The sequence below is a fragment of the Gracilibacillus saliphilus genome (assembly GCF_010994085.1).
GTDB classification, from domain to species: Bacteria; Bacillota; Bacilli; order Bacillales; family Amphibacillaceae; genus Gracilibacillus; species Gracilibacillus lacisalsi.
Genome location: NZ_WJEB01000001.1, coordinates 314,946 through 333,061, shown reverse-complemented (window position 1 = coordinate 333,061; position 18,116 = coordinate 314,946). Strand labels below are relative to the sequence as shown.

Sequence of the window (18,116 nt, the reverse complement as noted above, 5' to 3'; positions counted from 1 at the left end):
CTCTCAACTATTTTCTGAATTATTTTTCTTCTTTAGATAACTTTCGATCTTTTCCATGTCGACTAGCTCCATATCGACAATCGTATCTTCATGTTTAATGACAGGGATCATGAGATGATAAGCTTCTAGCAGTACATCATCATTATAAATATTAAATTCTTCAATTTCAAACAAATAGTCTTGTTGCAACATTTCTAGCATCACTTTTGCTTGATCACAAAGGCTACAGTTTTCTTTACCATATAGTTTTAATTTCATCATTCCCACCCTTTAACTTGATTACAAACTCTCGACAAAATCTGCTGCATGAAACCTCTCTATGTCTCACTCTTCAAGTATCACGAAAAAACTAATGATTAGTTGGAACCCGACACTGAGTTTGTTGACCGGACACTAAGTACGTTATTTGTCAGAATAACGTACTTTTTTTGATGTTAACGGACATTGAATCCCTTATGCCAGGTCATTTCAGCTTATATGAGCACCATTTTGCTCAATAGCGGAATAGATGTCCGCAGGCAACCTAAAAACGGCGATTTTGTCATAAATAACCGAACAAATGTCCGCAATTAGCCCGTATTTCTAGTTTGGTGCTAATCGTCTATAAGCCTTTACCGATCATCATTTCACTTTATAGCTTTCATTCCTGTGTCGATCATTTCTTGAATCACATCTGCTGATTGGTGAAGTTGTTGTTGTTCTTTCTCTGTCAGTTCTAATTCTATTACTTCACGGATGCCATTTTCGTTTAGCAGTACTGGCACACCGAGATAGAGATCATTCAATCCGTATTGTCCCTCTAATTTTGCGGAAACAGTTAAAATGGCATTTTCGTTGTTTAAAATCGCTTTTGTTAGGCGGACCAATCCTAGACCAATACCGTAATAGGTTGCTCCTTTTCGTTCAATAATATGATAAGCTGCATCTCGAACGTTCTCAAATATCTCTGTCATAGCTGGATTTTGATAAAAGTTATCGATTCCTGCATATTGACTTAAAGGTACACCACCTATTTGTACATGACTCCAGACCGGCAGTTCCGAATCACCGTGCTCACCAATGATATAGGCATGTACATTACGTGGATCGACTTCAAAGTGTTCTCCTAATAAATAACGGAAACGCGCAGTATCCAGGATCGTTCCAGAACCAATGACGCGCTCCTTCGGCAAGCCTGAAATTTCTCTTGTCAAATGTGTTAATATATCCACCGGATTGGTCGCAACAACAAAGATGCCTTGGAAGTCAACATCCATGACTTTTTCGACAATACCTTTAAATATTTTTGCATTCTTCGTCACAAGATCCAACCTGGTTTCACCCGGTTTTTGATTGGCACCTGCTGTAATGACAACTAAATCTGCGTTATGGCACTCTTGATAATCTCCTGCTTTGATACGCATCGGATTTCCAAATGCCATCCCATGATTTAAGTCACGAGCTTCTCCCTCTGCTTTCGCTTGATTCAAATCAATCAGGACTAATTCATTGACAACACCTTGATTTAATAGCGCATAAGCATAACTAGTACCGACTAAGCCTGTTCCAATAATGACTACTTTTCTTAATTTTGTTTTGCGTATTGCCACAAAAAACCATTCCTTCCATCAAAAAATGGGATATAGTTATACTATATCCCATTTTTACTACTTATGAAACAATGATATCTGAAAATTATGTGAATAGTTGAGCAATAACTTCTTCTGCACCTAAAACCCCTGATGTCGATAATCCGTAAATATAACTCTTTCGGATCGAAATAGCATCAGCACCTTGTTGTAAATAGCGGTTTAATTCATCTTTCGACTTCACTTCTGCTTCAACGACAACGGTTAATCTTTCGCTTGCAATAATATTAATCTGTTCCAGCAAATCCAAATTAGATTCATTAATATTGGACAGGATAATCCCATCAACTTGTTGTTCCAGACTTGAACGAACATCATCTAATGACAAGTCTCCATAAACAAAGATCGGTAATGTTGTAAATTGTTTTATATATTGAATCTCTTCCCAATTAATATAGCGTTTTTGATATTCTTGTGCCACTTGTTCTGCTAGTGGGCTTTGATTCGCATAATTTTTCTTAGCAAAAATTGGATCAACAACAAAGTTGGTAGTTCCTTTCACTAGTTGATCTGCTTTTAAATGAATTTCATCTTTAGATATAGACAAAATAATTGCCTGATAACCGGCTAGTTCAGCACGCTGAATAAAATGTTTGGTAAGTTCTAAATCTTGAAAAATATGAGCTTGGAACCATAGCTCACTACCTGGAACAGCATCACTAATTTCTTCAATGCTATAGGATGAATGACTGCTAACAATAAAAGGAACACCTTGCTTACTGGCAGCTTTTGCAGTTGCTAATTCTCCATCTTCGTGAAAATAAGTCTGCGCACCTACTGCACCTAATAATAGTGGAGAGATTTTTAGTTTGGACGGTGAAGTGTTATTAAGTATAAATGATGTAGCATTTGCTTTCTTGGATGTTATTTGATCTAAATATAATTTAGCTGTTTCGGATAATTGCTTTTCAGCTACTTCCTCTAGACTAGCTACAAAATTTCCCTTTACATTTGTTTTTACCATGTTATATGCCTCCTATTAATTTAGGGAAACAAAAAAGCCCTCTTGATAAACAAGAGAGACTAAAGCTATTATCTCCCTCTTATTTTTCAAACTAAAGTTTGCAGGATTTAGCACCTTTTAAGCATGGATTGCTTAAGGTTGCCGGGTTTCATCGGGCCAGTCCCTCCACCTCTCTTCATAAGAGTATCTATATGTTTTAGTTTTTCATTTTATTAGCTCTTTCGATTTCTAATGCTTTTAATTGCCTTCTTAAAATCTTTCCACTGATTTTGGTTTTTGGTAATTCTTCCATTACTTCAATTTCTCTAGGTGCAGCATGTGCTGAAAGATTTTTTCTCACATATAATCGAATGTCTTCCAGTAATTGATCTGATGGTTGATATCCTACTCTTAACGTAATAAAGGCTTTGACCAATTCTCCACGTAATTCATCCGGTTTACCTATTACACCAGCTTCTTCTACTGCAGGATGTTCAATTAATTTGCTTTCCACTTCAAACGGACCGATACGCTCACCGGCAGAGTTGATCATGTCATCGTTACGACCTTGGAAAAAGACATATCCTTCTTCATCTTGTAAAGCGAGGTCTCCAGAGATATACCAGCCCTCATATTGAAAATAAGATTTAAACTTGTCTTTGTTTCCCCAAATCTCTTTCATTAGTCCTGGCCAAGGCGTACGAACTGCTAGTTGACCTACTTCACCTCGAGGCAACTCCTTACCTTCTTCATCTAAGATACCTACCTGCACACCAGGAAAAGGTCTGCCCATTGAACCTGGTTTGATTTTTTCAGCTGGAAGGTTGACAATTAAGTGTCCACCAGTCTCTGTCATCCACCAAGTATCGTGAATGCGGACATTTAAGCTCTTCCATGCCCATTGGATTACTTCAGGGTTTAGAGGCTCACCAACACTTAATACATGTCGTACAGATGATAAATCAAATTGTTTATAGAGGTCCCCTTTTGACAGAAGCATACGGAAAGCTGTCGGTGCACTATACCAAATCGTTACTCCTAATTCTTCAATTAAAGAATACCAATTCTCAGCACTGAAGCGTCCACCTTGGATCACAACGGTTGCTCTGTTCAATAGTGGTGCAAACAAGCCATATACACTGCCTGTCACCCAGCCTGGATGAGACGTACACCAATAAACATCATCATCTTTAATATCTAGTACCCATTTTCCTGTCACGATATGATGTTGTGCTGCACGATGGGCATGTAGTACGCCTTTTGGTTTACCAGTAGAACCACTAGTATAATGAATAATTAAACCATCCTCCCAGTCAACCCATTCCACATACTGATCACCGTCAACAGGTTGTAACGGTTCTTTCTCGATATCCTCTACAAAAAGAATCGACTCTAGTGAAGGAATATCGTCTTTCGGTACACGTTTAACTAACTCCTGATCAGTAATTAGTAAAGTACCAGCACAATCATTGATACGGTCTCTAACCGCTTCTTCCATAAATGCTTCAAACAAAGGACCAGCGATAGCCCCTACTTTAATAGCTGCTAAGATCGCGATATAGCATTCAGGTGTTTTAGGGAGAAATACAAAAACACGATCCCCTTTCGTTACCCCATATTCTTTTAAAATGCGAGCATAATGGTCAGTTTGATCCTTTACTTCTTTAAACGTATACGATTGCTTTTCGTCCTCATTCATATAATGGAGAGCAATTTTATCACCATATCCCTCGGCTACATGACGATCAATTGTTTCATATGCTGCATTAATTTTCCCAGTCTTCGCAGCAGATAATAAATCTTTTGCATCTGACCAATCAAAATTTTCTCTTATTTCGCCATAGTTGCTTAGGTTATATTCTCCTTTAATAGTTGCGATATGTGTTGTTGCCTGCTGTGTCATTTGATGTTCCCCCTTGAAGACCGGTTACTGTTTGTTCAAGTCTAAAGATTCTAAAATTTCTGATTTTAAATGTGCTAACTCTTCACTTCCACGATCCCTTGGTCGCTCTTGTTCTATCATAATCTCTTTCTCTACCTCTCCTGGTTGCCCTCTTAAAATAACAACACGGTCACATAGATAAGTTGCTTCATCTATATCGTGTGTTACTAATACAATAGTAGATTGATATTTTTTCCAAACATCTAATAATAAATCTTGTAATTGCATTTTTGTGAAAGCATCTAATGCACTAAACGGTTCATCCAAAAGGAGAATTTCTGGCGATGTCACCAGTGCTCTCGCAATGGCTACACGTTGTGCCATACCTCCTGATAACTCACGAGGATAAAGCTTTTCTTTTCCCCTTAAACCTACACTTTCTAAATACTCAATAGCTCTATTTTCCTTATCTTTACGGCTACCTGTCAATCCGAATGTTACATTATCTAACACATTTAACCATGGTAGCAGTCTCGGCTCTTGGAAAATAAAGCCTGTTGTATCATGAATTTCTTTTGATACGGTTCCGTTAATTTCAATTTCACCATCATATTCAGGATCCAGCCCTGATATTGCCCTTAGTAAGGTACTTTTCCCACATCCACTAGTTCCAAGCAAACCGATAATTTCTCCCGGTTTCACTTCTAAGTTAACATTTTGTACGGCAGTAGTACCATTAAACGTACGGCTTACATCTCTTAATGCTAGACTCATATTAAATACTCCTTCCTATTTCTCTAAACGATCCTGCCAGTGCAAGGAACGATCTTCTACTAGCTTTAAAATCCAGTCGGTGATTTTACCGATAATCGCAAATAGAATAATACTTGCCAAAATAGTTTCAGGGCTTGACATATTCTGACCAAAGACAAGTAAAAATCCTAATCCTTGACTTGCGCCCATCAGTTCTGCTGCCACTACAAACATCCAACCAAGCCCTAAGCCACTACGCATCCCCACTAAAAAGGACGGTAAAGAAGCTGGCAAAATAATTCGCTTCACCAATTGTAAAGTATTTAATCCGTACATTTTTCCTACTTCAATTAATTTACGGTCTACGCCTAATATGCCGCTAACAATATTTAAATAGACAGGGAAAAATACCCCAACTGCAATCATTGTAACTTTTGATGTTTCACCAATCCCCATCCATAAAATAAACAATGGCACCCATGCTAGCGATGGGATCGAGCGAAACGCCTGAATCATCGGATCAAAAAGCTGTTCTGCCTTTTTATAAAAACCGACAAATGACCCGAGAACAATCGCAGCAACTGTTCCGATAACAAATCCAACAAGTACGCGATAAGTCGTAATCCAAACATGTCCCCATAGCGATCCATCCTGTGCCATACTTATAATTTTTTCCACTATGGTACTCGGTGCTGGAAGTTGATTAGAAGGGACAACACCAACACGACATAAAATCTCCCATATGATAATGAAAAGGACAGGAATGATGCTTCCCATAAACACGGTTTTTACCAGTGAATCTTTTTTCTTCTTAATGGATGCTTTTTTCCCTCTCACTTCTGATGGTGCTGGTTTAACATAGCCAGCCGTTACGTTATTTTGTTGCTCAGCCATTTTTTGCCCCTCCTAAATTCCTAAAACTTCTCTAAAACGCTCACTAATGGAAATCTTACTTTATTCGATTACCACTTCTGCATATTCTGGATTGATTAGTTCATTCGTTAATGCTTCGACATCATCGTCTTCTTCCAAGTCTCCAGCATTTTTCAACACATTACCAGCTGCTTGGATAGATTCAATATGTTCATCTCCAGGTATGGGATTAGACAAATCAGTTCTTTCTACTAACTGAATTTTCGCAACATCTATACTAATATCAGCTTCTTCCGCCAATAATTCTGCTGCTTCTTCTGGATTTTCTAATACCCACTCACGTGCTCTTTCATATAGTTCAATTACTTCTTCAACATATTCTGGATAGTTCTCTGCAAACTCTTCACGAACATTTAAGAAACCGTACGTATTTAGATTAATATCTCTATAAAAAAGTTCTGCTCCTGATTCTAATTCATGTTTTGCCATATGCGGGTCAAGGCCTGCCCAAGCATCAACATCTCCGTTAGATAATGCATTTCCACCATCAGCATGCTGTAAATTCACAAGTTCAATATCATCGATAGACATACCCACCGAGTCAAGTGCTCTAACTAAGAAAATATATGGATCTGTTCCAAGCGTTGCTGCTACCTTTTTCCCTTGTAAATCTTCAATTTTTTCAATACCTAAATCTTCATTAGTAACTAATGCTGTCCACTCAGGCTGGGAATAGATATACACATTTTCCAATGGTACGTCATTTGATTTGGCGATAAGTGCTGCTGCACCTGCTGTTGATCCAAAGTCAACACTGTCACTGTTTAAAAATTCGATTGCCTTGTTACTCCCTTGACTTAGTTCCCACTTTACATCAATATCTTCTTCGCCGAATGCATCTTCTGCCCAGCCAAATTCTTTTAATACAAGACTTGTAGGTGAATAATAAGCATAGTCTAAACGAATTTCAGTTGGTTTTCCTTCGTCCGCTTGGCTGTCTGATGAACAGCCAACTGCCAAAATAATAATAATTCCAAATGCTGCAATTGCAAGAAAACTTCTTAAATCAATTAATGGTACTCTTTTCATGATAGATATCCCCCAGATATTTTTTCTTAAATTTCACATGCATATGTTGAAATCGTTCCTCTTAAACGTTGTGCCTCTTTATATGTGCAACGGTTATGAACAACTTGCAAGCCACCTTCGAGCGCTACTTCTTCTGCCTTTGGAGAGACAACCCCTTCTTGAAGCCAGAATACTTTGGGATTTACTTCTATTGCTTCTTTAGCAATCTCTACTGCTGCTTCTGGACTACGGAATACTTGTACAATGTCGATTTCAACCGGTACACTTTTTAAGTCTGGATAAGCTTTCTCACCAAGAATTTCTGTTTCTCTCGGGTTGACCGGAATGATTTTGTAACCTAGTCTTTGCATTTTTCTTGCCAGACGGTAACTTGGTCTTGCTTCTTTTCCACTGAGACCTACAATAGCTAATGTTTTTTGGCGCGTTACTTCTTCACCATTTTCAATGTATCGTTCGTATGGAGAATTTAATGCCCATTTAATAATACCTTCATCGTTAACAACAATTTGTTTTTCTTTCTCTTCACCAATTCCTGTTGCCTTTACTAATGCTTGATCTAAATCATTTTTGATATCTCGCACGGATTCAATTCCTACAGATAAACGAACTAACTCTTCCGAAACACCCGTTTTTTCAAGTTCTTCTGTTGTTAGTTGTTGGTGTGTGGTAGAAGCCGGATGAATAATCAGTGATTTAGCATCACCCACGTTTGCAACATGTGACCACAGTGCAACATTGTTGATTAAATCACGTCCTGCATCGCGCCCGCCTTTGATACCAAATACAATAATCGAACCAAATCCATTATTTAAAATTCTTTTTGCTAACTCATGAGACGGGTGACTTTCAAGTCCTGGATATCTAACCCATTCCACTGCTTCATTATTCTCTAAGTATTCTGCAAGCTCTTGTGCGTTTTGGTTATGTCTTTCCACACGAATATGCAATGTCTCTAGTCCTTGTAGCAATTGGAAAGCATTAAATGGACTTAGTGCGGCACCAAAGTCTCTAAGTAATTGCACACGTACTTTTGTTATAAATGCTAGTGTTCCGAAATCTACTGCATAACGGATACCATTATAGCTTGGATCCGGCTCCGTAAATGCTGGATATTTTTCAGAATTCCAGTTAAAACGTCCACCATCAACAATAATGCCGCCGATTGAAGTTCCATGGCCACCAATCCATTTTGTTGCAGAGTGTACGACAATGTCTGCTCCTAACGTGATAGGTTTACAGCCAAATGGTGTTGCGAAAGTATTATCGATAATTAACGGTACACCAGCATCATGTGCGATCTCCGATACTCTTTCAACATCTAATACTTGTAAGCCTGGATTACCGATGATTTCACCGTACACAGCTTTTGTTTTATCCGTAATAGCTTCTTTGAAGTTTTCAGGATCTGTTGGGTCAACGAATTTAACGTTGATGCCATAGCGCGGAAGTGTTACATTGAACAAATTGTACGTTCCGCCGTAAAGGTTAACCCCTGCGACGATTTCATCTCCTGCACTTGCTAAGTTTAATATCGATAAAGTAATAGCTGACATCCCTGAAGCAGTTGCAACAGCCGCAACCCCATCTTCTAGTAGTGCCATTCTTTTTTCAAAAACATCTACCGTTGGATTACCAATTCTCGAATAGATATTCCCCGGCTCATCAAGTGCAAATAATCTTTCTGCATGTTCTGTGTCGTGGAACACGTAAGAAGTAGATTGATAGATCGGCACTGCCCGTGACCCTGTTGTTGGATCAGGTGCTTGCCCTCCATGCAGATGAATTGTTTCCGGATCGTAAGTTGATCGTTTAAAATTAGTCATTATTTATTTCCTCCCCAAGTTAAAATTCAGAAAATTAAAAAAGCCTTCTTCGATAAGAAGAAGGCTTTAACTGACAGAACAGTAGTCTTCCCCTTATCTTTCAGGATAAATATCCTGCAGGAATTAGCACCTTTTAAGCCGTTACTTAATGGTTGCTGGGCGTCATCGGGCCAGTCCCTCCGCCTCTCTGGATAAGAGTGATGTTATTTAGTTGAGCATTAAAGAAAAACTTGGCTTATCACCAAGTAGTGGCGAAAGCCTTAGTTTTACTTATAACTTTGTACATTCAAAATTCTCACTGCGTCGAACTACCACTCGGCTAAAATTTTATACTTTTTTAACGTAAAAAAATCTCCCTATACTAAAGATAGAGAGACTGAATAAATATATTCGCTCTCTTATCTCTCTAAGCATATACGCTTAGTGGAATTGGCACCTGTATTAAGGACGATTCACTTAATGGTTGCCGAGGCTTCACAGGGCCGATCCCTCCACCTCTCTCGATAAGAAGTATAGAATTCCGAGTTGTTTACTCGCTTTTCACTTTCGTTATTTAATACTTTAGCATGGCGCCAAAATGATGTCAATATGTTTTCTGAAAATTATATCAAATAAAAATGTGACTGTGACTGTTGTTTACTAACAACTTCTTCATTATTACTGGCAACTTTGGGTCGTTTACTATCAACTTTTTGATTTTACTGGCAACTTTGGGGCATTTACTGGCAACTTTTCGATTTTACTGGCAACTTCGGGGTATTTACTGGCAACCTTTCGATCTTACTGGCAACTTCTCCTTCTGCAAAAAAAAAGCGACGGTGAGTTACTACCGTCGCTTTTGGTTCTTTAGTTTAAGTCAGATGGCTTCTTTTCCATTACTTTATCGATTAAACCATAGTCTTTAGCTTTTTCAGCTGACATAAAGTTGTCACGATCTGTGTCTTTTTCAACTACTTCAATAGGTTGACCAGTACGGTCTGCTAGAATTTGGTTTAGCTTTTTACGCATTTCGATAATACGGTTTGCATGGATCTGAATGTCAGACGCTTGACCTTGTGTACCGCCTAGTGGTTGGTGAATCATTACTTCACTATTTGGTAATGCATATCGTTTACCAGGCTCACCAGCAGCTAAAAGGAATGCACCCATTGATGCTGCCATACCAATACAGATTGTTGATACATGCGGTTGGATGAACTGCATCGTATCATAAATAGCCATACCAGCTGTAATCGAACCACCAGGTGAGTTGATGTATAAGGAAATATCTTTATCTGGATCTTCAGCTGTTAAAAATAGCATTTGAGCTACAACACTGTTTGCCACATTATCATCAATGCCACTACCTAACATAATAATTCGGTCTTTTAAAAGGCGTGAATAAATGTCATATGCACGTTCGCCTCGGTTTGTTTGTTCAATAACTGTAGGGATTAAGTTCATGAAAAATTCCTCCTTTTAACACTTGCTTTTTTCATTCATGAAATCTAACTATTTTTATCTTAACGGAATGGTCAAAAAAGGTCAAACGATTTGATTTTCTAACTTCATCCTACCCTTAACTGTAACGATTTAAACCTCCAGAATCAAATAATCAAAGTTTGATATATCTATTGAAATTATACGAGTGATTCGCTATAATTATTCTTGTCGCCTTTTATCATGGGGTGAATCTTGTACTGATAGTAGTCTCACTTTATGCGCCCGTAGCTCAGGGGATAGAGCAATGGTTTCCGGTACCATGTGTCGGGGGTTCGAATCCCTCCGGGCGCGTTCTCTATAAAACTAGTCATACCAATGATTTTGAGCGTTTTTTCTTCTTGGTATTTTCACTTGGAAAACAAAGAATTCTAACATTTTTCTAACATAGCTTTTAAAAATACTATTTTATGCTATAATAAAAACACAAGTATAAGGTTAGACACCGCCATTTTATGTGGCGTTTTTTTCTTTTGTGTGGTATAATATAGGTACGTGAAAGGAACGTTCCCCGTCAGCGTTATCACGTGTGCAAATGAGAATGTCTCGAGGATTCGATTTTGCAACAAAGACGGGAGAGTACATAAAACGGCCGTCTTCGGCTAGAGGAAACCACTTGATTACATTGAAGTCCTTAGTTCCACTTTGGATATCAGTAGATGTGATGGGGTGGTTTTTTCTTTTTAGGGGCAGTTTTCCACGCTGCCCCTTTAACTACATAAATTATATTGTATTTACGACTTACTTAAGAAAATAATTGTTCAAATGTGTTCGGTCCTGCTATTCCATCTACACCAAGACCGTTATCACGTTGAAATGCTCTTACTGCACTTTCTGTATTCTTGCCAAAGATACCATCTACACCTAACGTGTCATATCGCTTGCATGTGAGAATAGATTGTAAGATCCACGTTAAATTACCTTCTGCACCTCTTTCGATATTAACAGATGCGCTTTTTGTTTTAGGACCCCATATTCCATCTACTGCAAGACCTCGTTTGAATTGTTTGTTTAATTCTCTTTGATATCCTTTTACAAGTGCTTTTTTGGTATTAGGACCAAAGATATTATCTACTGCTATTTTCAATCCATAACGGTCATTTAACGTCTTTTGGATATATGCAATAGTACCTTTTGTTGTTGTTTCTGATTTAACTTTTGATTTTGGTGTTTCGACTTTATATCCTTTTAGTCTTGCCCTTACTTTCTTCATATCAATACCAGGGCACGCGGTATTTGTTCCACTAAATTCATTATGACCATTCACATCATTTACAGATAGATTGAATCGTTTCATGTTGTATTTAGCACGTTCATCAAATGCTTTTTCTTGTGCTGGTGTAAAATTACCATTACCAACCACGCAGATATGATACGTGGTGTTATTGTGTCCATAGATACCGTTTGTGACTACATTTGGATCATAGTTGAGTTGTACAGTGCCATCACGTAAGATAATCTCATGATAACCGCCTGTTACCCAACCTTTACTTTTCCAGTGACGTTGAAAAGAAAACACGTCACCTACATCTGTTGCGCTGTGGTGACGTGCTATGTTTTTGATTTTAGAGCGTTTAGAGTTACCTCCCATGGTTTTACCGCGTAAATCTTGTATTTTAACCATTATTTATCCTCCTTATTTTAAACCTTTAGATTTCAATTCTGCATTTTGTCGCTGTGCTATCTTACCACTGTAATGGTTCTTATAAATGGTATAAGCGTTAATAGCAAATGCAGCAATAGCAAATAGCAATACCTCTAAGCCACTAATAAAATCTTCGTTAAACCAATCTAAGTTGATACCTAATACACCTAGAAATGGTAGTAAAGCTGTGAGTATACCAATAAACTGCATGATCAAACCTTTTACAGCTTCGTTCTTTACTTCTTGTTTTACTTCGCTTTGTAATTTCATGCTCTCACCTCCTTATAATTGACTAAAAAATAAAGCAATCACACCACCAATGACAGCCGTTGCCACTGCGGTTATAATTGCTTTAGTTATCGTTCTTCTCAACCATTTTGTATCTTCTTTTATTTCGTATAGCATCTGTTTAAGATAGGATATTTCTTTGTCTTGATCAGAATCCTTATGTTTCAAATCTTTGATATCATCTTTCATGATATTTTGATCTCTCTTGATGTCATCTATTTCTTTCCTGACACTCTCCTTCCAAATATCCATTTCATTCCCCTCCATATGCTCGTACCCCCTATGCTTAGTTAAATAGTTTCAATATTTTTAAAAACGCTCGACATTTGTAAACGATTTATCATATAATAGTTTCTAACACGGTATGACCCTATGCCATATCGTGCCAGGGTGGTAGCTGATACCTACCGCCCGATCTGGTATATATTATTTGAATAACTTTTCTAGTTTCGCACTAACAATAGCGATAACAATAACTATTGATATAAATATTTTTTTAATAGCAACCTTGATGAAATTGCCTTCATTTACCCATAATGCAAGCCGGTTAATCCTTTCGTCTCTTTCCATGAACACCATCCTTTTACTGCAATAAAAAAGAACGCCACTACTGACGTCCTTCCTTGCTAGACATTCCACATATGATACATTTGTGTGTGTAAATACTATAACGGTGTATACCCTTTAATCGACAGTCTAACCAATGTTTTAATCTCAACAATTCAAATCACCGTCCTTTTATGGTATACACTACATTATAAAGTACAAAACGTTCTTTAAAAAGAATTTTTTTGTTTGTTGCATAAATAATAAGACTATCTGGATTTGTTATTAACTGTAACCAACAACTCCATTTAGGTAATTCCATAAACTTTCTTCTGGTTGATACATTGTCGGATATTCAATCGGCACCATTTGAACACCATCACATAATGCTCTTGTGCTGTTTCCGGTAATTTGATCTATCCTAATCCTTAAAAACACTGTACCCGCAGGCAAATTTGTAAAAGTGGCTGCTGCTCGTTTCCATGTATAAGTTTCGTTTGGATTAACATCTATAGTAAATCCTCCAACACTGCTAGTCTGTGTCAGATTAAAGTCAGAATCATAGGCATGTACTAATAGTCTGCACGTTGTAACTGAGTTAGTATCTTCATACGCTGAAAAATAAGCACTTATCGTATAAGGACCATTAACAGTCCTATCCGCGTCTAGTCGAAGATATTGAACCCAATAATAACGCTGTTCTAATATAGCAGCTTGAAATCCGTATTTTGCTCTTTTGTATCCACCAGTGCTTAATGTGGATTGAATACGTGCATAATCTTGTTCACCGACAATCATCCAATTGTAGTAATTCTGCATTCTCGAGTAATCCACTCTACGCGTTGCATTAGCCCATGTTCCTGTCCCTAGAGGAACCAATTCAAAGCTATGGTCATTAACCATATTAGGAAGGGACATCATACTTGTTTCTAATTGGGTTACTTCATCCTTAACACGGAAGTCACCTTCGTTAGTGAGGATACCAGATGTATCAATAACAGTATTGGCTATTTCAACTGAACCTCTGAATACGCCTGTAGCACCATCCAAATTACCTGCATATTGAATATTACCGTTATCATCTACATAAAAAACATCTTCCCAAGTATCAGTTATTGAAGATCGTTTCTGAATAGCGATGCCTCTCGTTGCATTTAACACAGTTCTTGTCAATCCGTTTGACTTTAATACAAACAATCCATCTATATCATCCCAATAAAGACCATTGGTATATTGTTTTTCTTTAACCAACGCATTGGTATCAGTGTAATCATTAGCGTTGGTTTCAGCAGTATTAGCCTTTTCTTGTGACCCTTGTTTGTCTTCTATGTCACTTGCAGGCCGACCAGCGACTTTTTGCGTATCCAAAGCGGTGTGATCGCCCGTAATATCAGCGCCACTTTCGCCTGCCCATTTTCGATTAGTGGATTCTCCTATTTCATCAGCATTAGTTGGTGTCGCTTTTATCCACTCCACACCATTATGATGCTTTAAAATGTTCGGAGTAACAGACGTATCAAGCCATTTTGAAGTAGTATCTTCGGGTTCTGTACTAGATACTATGATTTCATTCTCTTTATTAAAAAGTTCTTTTCTTAGTGATTTTATAACGTTAAATATTTCTTCTTCTGTATACTCGATATAATCTCCTAATTCGATGGTTTTCTTACCATTACGCTTGATTGATCGTTCAACTGTGTGCACTCTTGCTTCGAGATATAACGGTGGATTAAACTTCAGATCTTTAATTTTGATCGTATCACCAAAACGAAATTTCTCATGTTCTAATCCAGGAACGTTTTCTAAGTCAACCACATCGGCGCGATATTCCACAACACTATTAACACGTTTTTCTAGTTCATTTTCTGTTAATGTTCTTAATCGTGTTTCTGTCATGTTTTGATCAGTGCTTTGTGGCTCGTATACTTCTATAATATGTCTACCATTTCTGCCCCATCGTTCTAACGCGTCTTGATCTTCGACTAATACTTCTAATCGCGTGCCATCTTCTCTTTCGGGACCAACACCAACCAAAGCAGTTACAATGTTGCTATTATCTTCTTTTCGCTCAATCTTTTCTAAATCCTTGCCAAATTCAACTTCTCGACCTTGCCAACCTCCAACACGTTCTATTAAATCGACATAGCGCCTTACTATGCGGTTTCCGTTTGATTCCACTCTAAAGTGTAGTTCTAAATCAAACTCACTTGCTATGCGGTTTAAGTAGGCATATGGATTGGTGTAATCTTCAAACGTGAATGTTCGTACACCATTAAAAGCAACTGTACCTGGTTCCCATTCCGTATTATCCAATGCTAATTGTGCGTGTGCTTCTGCTGATATAGCATTAGTAGTGTGTGGTGCAATAGATTTCGCCGTTTTTAATGTAACGTAAGTAGCAGAAGTGCGAACCTCACAAGTTAACACACCTCTTTTATGAAATTTATCTGTATTGGTAATGAAAAACTCGACGAGACGACCATCTTCATCTGGGATGATAATTCTATTACGTTTCGCTAAATATTCGGAGTATGGCTTATCACCAAATGTGATGAAATCAAATGTTTCCTTGTTGTTTTTCATGGCTTTTGTGTGCTTATCATCCCAAAATCCATCTTCTGTTATATCATCAAGTATCGTGTCTAGTTGGTGGTCTGCTATATGGATGATCGTTCCTTTAAATTGATCACTCGCACCGCCTTGTTGTGGCTGTTCTTCCACACCTACATTACCGATAAATTGACCGCCTACTTGCGTTAGGTTTTGTTGCATGATTTCACCTCGATTCCATTAAAAAAGCACCCTTAAAAAGAGCGCTTAAAATATACTGACGATATCCGTTAATCTGATTCTCCGTAAACATCTGCATCTCTGCGCCATACAGCTTTTTCCTCTGTCGGAGTTTCTCTCATTCCCCAAAATTCCCAACCTTGACCATCAGGGATAATTTCTTGTGCATCCGTCTCTATATATTCATAATTAATCAAGCTATCCACCCCTTAATACAAATATTGAATAACAACTTCATAATCAATACCTTCTCCGCTGCCAAAAGTACCCGTTATACCTGTAGACACCCTTAAAACCCCACCTAGAAAAAACGGATATACTTTATGATCAATATAACCTCCATTTGCGTAAAAATCAGTTGGATCAATAGATAAATCGGGATAAAATACCGCAATTTGTTGACCGGCAGAATTTATCTTTGTAAAACTATCATCGGTTAATCTCAACCTTCCATTTTGACCGATGTATTCAGTACCTGCATTAGTTAGCACCCTTAAAGAAATACCTTGACCACTACTAAATGTGCCAGTAACGCCGTGGACGATTAAAGATATAAAAACGCCTTTTACTCCTATTTTTTGGTCAATTATGATATTGGTTGCAGTCCCGGATGTAGAAACTCGTCTTGTTAATGGTTTATCTATCAAACTTCCCGTTACTTGCACATTAGCACTACCATCATCATTAACTTGTTTAGGTATCCATACACCACTAGAATTTTGCACGTAATTAGCAACTGGCAAAGGGTTACGGTGTCCTGTGGTTTGGAATTCTCCTGCTGTGTTTGTCTCATGTTGTGGTAGAAAACCCGGATAACCTGTTCCGGGAGTTGGATTCGATTCTCTTTGTAATCTTCCTTGTACCATGTTCTCACCCCTTATTTATAGCGTTCTTGGTATTTAACGCTTGTATTAAAACTATCACTAGGCATAGTAACTAATTGATTGTAACCAGGATTTAAAGCAAAATAAGAAGCCCCGAAATCTTTTAAATCTTTTCGCGGCTCTCCGTTTATTAATATGACTTTGTTTTTATGATCGAATGTTACGACGTCACCAGGATCAACGATGTATGGGATTTGGTTAGCATCTGGATCGTTTAATTTCCATACTTTTAAATCATAAATATTTGCATTGGTTGCTTCATAGTTTCCAAACTTAGCAATAGATATCTGAATTTGTGCTACTTGATCCATGTACGAGTTTTGCGTGTCTGTAAAACGTCTTGTTTCTCTTGATCTATGTGTTCCTTCTTCATCTATTTTGGCAATATAGGATGTCCATTCATTACCTTGTCTTTTAAGGCGCAGCATCCCTCTAAAATCATGCCAAGAACCTGCATAGGATTCATCTAATAGATAATGACCATTAGAAGCATTCCCTGCTCTAGCTTCACCACGGTTACGAGAATAGTCAGTCCATGCATCTTTCAACGTGATACGACCAATTATATTGTCGTTGACATCTAATAAATACATTTCTACTCGTCCAACTTGATTTGCTTCATCCATGTTTTGCACTCTAATGTCAATTTGGAAATCCTGTAATTGTTCTGACAAGCTTTTCTTTAATGCAGGGCCATACCATTTCGCTTCGCCTTCTGCTGCTCCCCAACTACTCACCACAAACGCTGATCCACTAGAACTCATAGAACCCGATACTGTACCGTTATCTAGTTGTGTTCCATCTGTCCATCCTACTGTAGAAGCCATCGAATCATGAAGGATTAATTCACGTTCCGCAATTACGAAATCATCTACATCTATAGGACGACCAACCATCATATATTCTTGATTCTGATTTTGTATCATAGCAAAAGTAGCTTGTTTTGTTGCTTCCATTTCAAATATAGGCAATGATGGTGCTGTTCCTTCGGTTGTGACAGATAAAACATCATTTGTGAAGGCGTCTGTTTTTTCTTGTCCGTATTTGTATGGATCAGAACATAAGAATGTGATAGTAGCAACCAATTTATTAGTTTCTTCTTCCGGAACATCATGTGTTTGCAATGTTGCATAAAAGAACACATCTTCATCTGTAAATACAATTGGTTTTTTTTCGCCAGAAAGTAATGAATTTAATCGATTGTATCTCTCTCTAAGTCCTTCGTTTGTCTTGTCCTCAATTTTATATTTAATTGTAATTTCACGAAAAGATGTAGTCGAATTATTACTTTCGTAAACACCATCCATTCCTAAAACTTCAAAAGTATCGATTCTTTGGTCAAGATTACTTCTGCCTGTAACTGTTAATGTGACAAAACTACCTGTGTCGTCAGTTAAACCTTCATCCAAATTATAACCATTAAAAATCGTTTGCAACGATAGATGATCATTATTAACACTACTAGGGACTGTGTCGACAAAATTGTACATATG

17 protein-coding genes, 1 tRNA gene and 3 riboswitches are annotated in these 18,116 nt (G+C 37.7%); of the genes, 1 reads left to right on the top strand and 17 read right to left on the bottom strand.

What is annotated here, in order from left to right; genetic code table 11:
• Positions 1 to 3: 3 nt before the first annotated feature.
• From GHT08_RS01560 to clpP, 9 genes are all read right to left on the bottom strand, one after another.
• Entirely contained in the window at positions 4 to 258 is a 255-nt protein-coding gene (locus GHT08_RS01560; protein WP_163579176.1) for a glutaredoxin family protein, read from the bottom strand.
• 368 nt (positions 259 to 626) lie between these two features.
• Positions 627 to 1,583, bottom strand: coding sequence for an L-lactate dehydrogenase (locus GHT08_RS01555; protein ID WP_337747089.1), 957 nt, complete (start codon positions 1,581 to 1,583; stop codon positions 627 to 629).
• Between the two features lie 91 nt (positions 1,584 to 1,674).
• Positions 1,675 to 2,592, bottom strand: a complete 918-nt coding sequence (locus GHT08_RS01550; protein ID WP_163579174.1) for an alpha-hydroxy-acid oxidizing protein — start codon at positions 2,590 to 2,592, stop codon at positions 1,675 to 1,677.
• Between the two features lie 76 nt (positions 2,593 to 2,668).
• Positions 2,669 to 2,776: riboswitch (SAM riboswitch) on the bottom strand.
• Positions 2,777 to 2,788: 12 nt separating this feature from the next.
• Positions 2,789 to 4,474 (bottom strand): acetate--CoA ligase, encoded by a 1,686-nt coding sequence (gene acsA / locus GHT08_RS01545; RefSeq protein WP_163579171.1) that lies wholly within the window; start codon positions 4,472 to 4,474, stop codon positions 2,789 to 2,791.
• 24 nt (positions 4,475 to 4,498) lie between these two features.
• On the bottom strand, positions 4,499 to 5,227 hold the full coding sequence (locus GHT08_RS01540; RefSeq protein WP_163579169.1) for an ABC transporter ATP-binding protein: 729 nt from the start codon (positions 5,225 to 5,227) through the stop codon (positions 4,499 to 4,501).
• A gap of 15 nt (positions 5,228 to 5,242) precedes the next feature.
• Entirely contained in the window at positions 5,243 to 6,100 is an 858-nt protein-coding gene (locus tag GHT08_RS01535; RefSeq protein ID WP_163579167.1) for an ABC transporter permease, read from the bottom strand.
• 60 nt (positions 6,101 to 6,160) lie between these two features.
• The gene (locus GHT08_RS01530; protein ID WP_163579165.1) at positions 6,161 to 7,168 is read right to left on the bottom strand and encodes an aliphatic sulfonate ABC transporter substrate-binding protein; all 1,008 of its coding nucleotides are present in this window, start codon (positions 7,166 to 7,168) and stop codon (positions 6,161 to 6,163) included.
• 26 nt (positions 7,169 to 7,194) lie between these two features.
• Positions 7,195 to 8,991, bottom strand: a complete 1,797-nt coding sequence (locus GHT08_RS01525) for a PLP-dependent aspartate aminotransferase family protein (RefSeq protein WP_163579163.1) — start codon at positions 8,989 to 8,991, stop codon at positions 7,195 to 7,197.
• 90 nt (positions 8,992 to 9,081) lie between these two features.
• Positions 9,082 to 9,189, bottom strand: a riboswitch (SAM riboswitch).
• A gap of 197 nt (positions 9,190 to 9,386) precedes the next feature.
• Positions 9,387 to 9,501: riboswitch (SAM riboswitch) on the bottom strand.
• Between the two features lie 336 nt (positions 9,502 to 9,837).
• Positions 9,838 to 10,434 (bottom strand): ATP-dependent Clp endopeptidase proteolytic subunit ClpP, encoded by a 597-nt coding sequence (clpP, locus tag GHT08_RS01520; RefSeq protein WP_163579161.1) that lies wholly within the window; start codon positions 10,432 to 10,434, stop codon positions 9,838 to 9,840.
• A 257-nt stretch (positions 10,435 to 10,691) separates the two neighbouring features.
• Between clpP and GHT08_RS01515 the strand changes: the two genes are divergently transcribed.
• Positions 10,692 to 10,764, top strand: a tRNA-Arg gene (locus GHT08_RS01515).
• Between the two features lie 451 nt (positions 10,765 to 11,215).
• Here the strand turns inward: GHT08_RS01515 and GHT08_RS01510 are convergent.
• From GHT08_RS01510 to GHT08_RS01475, 8 genes are all read right to left on the bottom strand, one after another.
• Positions 11,216 to 12,094, bottom strand: coding sequence for a peptidoglycan recognition protein family protein (locus tag GHT08_RS01510; RefSeq protein ID WP_163579160.1), 879 nt, complete (start codon positions 12,092 to 12,094; stop codon positions 11,216 to 11,218).
• A 12-nt stretch (positions 12,095 to 12,106) separates the two neighbouring features.
• Positions 12,107 to 12,385, bottom strand: a complete 279-nt coding sequence (locus GHT08_RS01505; protein WP_163579158.1) for a hypothetical protein — start codon at positions 12,383 to 12,385, stop codon at positions 12,107 to 12,109.
• A 12-nt stretch (positions 12,386 to 12,397) separates the two neighbouring features.
• Positions 12,398 to 12,655: a hemolysin XhlA family protein gene (locus GHT08_RS01500; protein WP_163579156.1), complete on the bottom strand. Its 258-nt coding sequence runs from the start codon at positions 12,653 to 12,655 to the stop codon at positions 12,398 to 12,400.
• Between the two features lie 174 nt (positions 12,656 to 12,829).
• Entirely contained in the window at positions 12,830 to 12,973 is a 144-nt protein-coding gene (locus tag GHT08_RS01495; protein ID WP_163579154.1) for a hypothetical protein, read from the bottom strand.
• A gap of 261 nt (positions 12,974 to 13,234) precedes the next feature.
• Entirely contained in the window at positions 13,235 to 15,721 is a 2,487-nt protein-coding gene (locus tag GHT08_RS01490; RefSeq protein WP_163579152.1) for a phage tail spike protein, read from the bottom strand.
• A gap of 68 nt (positions 15,722 to 15,789) precedes the next feature.
• Positions 15,790 to 15,936 carry a hypothetical protein gene (locus tag GHT08_RS01485; RefSeq protein WP_163579150.1) on the bottom strand — a complete coding sequence of 49 codons (147 nt, stop codon included), beginning with the start codon at positions 15,934 to 15,936 and terminating at the stop codon, positions 15,790 to 15,792.
• A gap of 12 nt (positions 15,937 to 15,948) precedes the next feature.
• Positions 15,949 to 16,605, bottom strand: a complete 657-nt coding sequence (locus GHT08_RS01480; protein WP_163579148.1) for a hypothetical protein — start codon at positions 16,603 to 16,605, stop codon at positions 15,949 to 15,951.
• 11 nt (positions 16,606 to 16,616) lie between these two features.
• Positions 16,617 to 18,113, bottom strand: a complete 1,497-nt coding sequence (locus GHT08_RS01475; RefSeq protein ID WP_163579146.1) for a distal tail protein Dit — start codon at positions 18,111 to 18,113, stop codon at positions 16,617 to 16,619.
• Positions 18,114 to 18,116: the final 3 nt, after the last annotated feature.